The organism is Salinisphaera sp. G21_0, from assembly GCF_017744115.1.
Lineage (GTDB): Bacteria > Pseudomonadota > Gammaproteobacteria > Pseudomonadales > Endozoicomonadaceae > Endozoicomonas.
Map to the genome: position 1 here is coordinate 1 of NZ_JAGHQW010000132.1, position 3,462 is coordinate 3,462.

Annotated in this window: 4 protein-coding genes; 1 reads left to right on the plus strand and 3 read right to left on the minus strand. The window is 38.7% G+C overall.

Annotation, left to right across the window (positions count from 1 at the left end; translation table 11 throughout):
* On the plus strand, window positions 1-246 hold a 246-nt coding region (locus tag J7439_RS25055), incomplete at its 5' end, for a transposase (RefSeq protein WP_209204782.1).
* 273 nt (window positions 247-519) lie between these two features.
* Here J7439_RS25055 and J7439_RS25060 read toward each other — a convergent pair.
* From J7439_RS25060 to J7439_RS25070, 3 genes are all read right to left on the minus strand, one after another.
* Window positions 520-1,038: a hypothetical protein gene (locus J7439_RS25060; RefSeq protein WP_209204783.1), complete on the minus strand. Its 519-nt coding sequence runs from the start codon at window positions 1,036-1,038 to the stop codon at window positions 520-522.
* 135 nt (window positions 1,039-1,173) lie between these two features.
* The gene (locus tag J7439_RS25065) at window positions 1,174-2,739 is read right to left on the minus strand and encodes a hypothetical protein (protein WP_209204784.1); all 1,566 of its coding nucleotides are present in this window, start codon (window positions 2,737-2,739) and stop codon (window positions 1,174-1,176) included.
* Between the two features lie 75 nt (window positions 2,740-2,814).
* On the minus strand, window positions 2,815-3,234 hold the full coding sequence (locus J7439_RS25070) for a hypothetical protein (protein WP_209204785.1): 420 nt from the start codon (window positions 3,232-3,234) through the stop codon (window positions 2,815-2,817).
* Window positions 3,235-3,462: the final 228 nt, after the last annotated feature.

A 3,462-nucleotide genomic window follows, 5' to 3' on the forward strand; every position in this document is an offset into this window, starting at 1 on the left:
AAGCGAACCCTGCCAGGGGAAGACTTCCTGTGGCTGGTACTGAAACATGTATTACCCAGGCGATTTCGACGATCGCGGGATTATGGATTTTTACACAGCAACGCCAAAAAACAATTATCACTGGTGCAACTGGTTTTAAACGTCATGGTCAAAGCAGTAGAACCCGTGATTCGTCCGCAATTCACGTGCAGGCGTTGCGGTGCAGCGATGAAACACATTGCATTCAGTTTCCTGAAACTGACCTGAGTTATTGCTACAGCAACAAACACTGCCATTCACAGGCAGGGAGGAAATGTAAGCTCAGCCAGACAGATATGACATACCCCGGACTACCGTAATGCAGTGGTCGGGAGACACTCATCCTGAATAAATAGCGTTCTGAAAAAACGCTCTGATTCAAGATCCGCCAGAAAAGTAAACTTCAATAGACCTTCCTCGCCAGAAATCAACCCGGGCTTGTGCAACAACAGGATAAGATTGCGGCTGGGCGCAATCTATCCTTATTCGTTAGGCGCTTGATTATTTTCTGCTTGCTACCTGATTGTAAATATTTATTACCATGTTACCTACTTTTTCACGATCCTCTATTTTCTCGAATGGTCTTAATACAACAAGGTATGTTTTAAAACCTGATACACTTCGATTTTGAGCCCAACCTCCATGATTATAACCTTTTTGAGAAAATGAAACTGATCCAGTTCCTGTCATCCAAGTATATTCTATTTTCTCACTTTCTTTTGATATACAAAATCTAGGTTCATACCATTTTTGAGAAGATTGAATTTCCCACCCTTTATCTGTGCAATATTTAGAATAGATTTCATCCCACGGGTGATCATTTAACGCATCATAGTAAAACTCATATTTTTTATGCTTTATCGAGTTTGTTTGACGGAATATAGGAAGAATTTTATCTACAGGGCTACCAAAATTACTGTAAGAGTATGAAATAACATTCTCTGGCCCTTTATCTTTTGGCGATATTGCAGCACAACCACTCAAAAATGCAATCGCAGATATTATTATTGTTTTCTTCATATGTTATTTCTTCCCTAACTGTATTTATGGTTTTGCTTTGATGCTGAAGATTGGGTGCGCCTAACGCCCCACTCACCGGAATTTTAGGAGCGGAGCGAGTAAAATTTCCGAGTGCAGTGGCTTGTTATATTTCACTTAGCCAGAAACTCTCGATTTCAAAATATCCAGCCAATTAACATCATCAGCTTTCCTTTCAGAAGGGTCTACAGGAATGACACTAACCTTGTCTCTATTTTCTGCACTTATACGAAGCTTCTGCACCAGCCTACTTTTTTGAATTTCGGCAGTTCCATCAGTACTGAGACAAATCCAAAATAAGTTTTTATCGCTGTCTTCAATTAGCTGTCTAAACAGACCATTGATATGGCTATCATCAATATTAAAACCATACCCTATAACGATTATTGCATCGCAGGTAAGATACTGATCAAATAAGCCCACATACCTTCTGGACATATCTACAGAGGTTAGTGGCTTCAGTCCACTTTGAGTTAATATAAACGGCACATGAATTTGGTCTGTAGGAACTTCTTCTTCCGTCGGACAAGAAATTACAGAGTTTTTGTATGGATTATAGTAATCACAAACCCCACCATTCAAATGATGCACAGTAGGAATATCAAAGCCGATATTACTAGATATATTTTCAACCAAGCTATTATAATTAGCTGTACCTATAGCTCCTATCTCAATATCAAGTTCAGTACAGCGTTGGAGATCGTGATAATATCCACTATCAGGAAGATCCCCAGCTTCTTCTAATTGCTTGATTATGTATTCCCTTGTGGCTCTTAAAAACACAACCATCTTTGAGAATTTAGCCCATTCAGTTTTTGGTGAAAACAGATACCTAAAATGACTATCAATTAGTGACTGGTAATCGAGAACGGTGGTAAAAATATTCTCAAGAAGTTGCTGCGAGATAGCTGATAAAAGGTCATTTATTGTGCCATTCTCAATGTCATATTCACGCTTTTGTTCTAACAGTAATTCTAAAGCTGTTAGCCCAGCACGACTAAATTCGAGTTTAAACATCCCACTCACATCGTCGAATATAGGGATATTATCTGGTGCAGCTTCGAACAACTCTTGATTCAATCGCTGGACTAAGTCTTGACCATGCGCGCCTACCAATAGTTGTAAGAATGCACCAGCATATCTTTGAAGATCAGCCGTGTTTTCTTTACAACTAATGATACTCAGAATTGCTGAGTAAAATTCACTGCCAAACAACCGAACTTCATTTGCCAATATAGGGTTCATACGTACAGCTGTTGAATACAATAGCTCTCCGTATTGGGTATCCATTTCAGCCCCAAACTTATCTACTAGATTTTGTTTGTTAAGGCCTAGTTGCGATAGAGCATATTCTGCTTCTTCATCGAAATTATTTAGTCTGCGGATTATTTCTGATTTTCTATACTCAATTGATGATTCAATTAAGTTGGTAAATTCATTCTTACCAAATGCATGAATACGTTGCGTTGCATACTTTTCTGGCAACCATCCAGTAGCGTAGTTAGTCAGGGAGTTTATTTGCCCTAATTGCTGTCGAAGTGACTGTTTATGTACACTTACATCTTGACGAAATAGATCAATTGCAAATTTACCACCTGTTGGTAACCCATAACCGACTTCAGCACCTGCACCAAAGAAAAATCCTAATTTCATAAATTTTTGTCCATTTTTTGTTAATGCCACTCTACCCGTGAAATATAACGCTTGGTTGTGGGGCGCCGTAGGCGTCCCTACCAACCACTTGTTATGTGACGGTGTTTATTGGTAGTTTTGGTCTGAGAATGTATTTTGGCAGGTGTTGCACCTCCAGATGCCAGGACCATAACCATTATTTATTAATCGAATTAATTTTCCGTCACTGTCATAGCATTGAGCACAAAAAGGGCCATCTTTAACTTTATTACGTTCAGAAAAATAATATGGTGGCTCAAAAAACATTGACTCTTTAACTTCAATTCTTTCTTTTAGTTGATAAATTTCACGATCCTTTTCTATCAGCAATTCTTGGATAGTGGCAATCTCAATTTTTGCATCTGCTAAAGAACTAACCAAATCAGATAGTTTTAGTTTGAATTCTGCTTGCTCAAGGCTCTGATTGCTATCCTTGATCAATTTGGCAATTTCTGCTGCAGTTTTAATACTTGCTAAAGCAGTACTTATTGTCGTTAAGTCAGGCATTGATTTCCTTCCAGTTGAATTTTGTAAAATTTGAGCTTATTTCTCAAGCAGACATTACTTATACATAAACATGAGACTATAGTTTTACTCTGAGTCACATAAACGATTAGTTCAGCGAATTCTGCACCGCTACAATCTACCAGATTCTGGCGAATTTAGGCAGAGCATAAAAGAGGTGATGTGCAGCATTCGCTGCAACGGGGGTTGGACGAGCCCTTGCACGGTCTT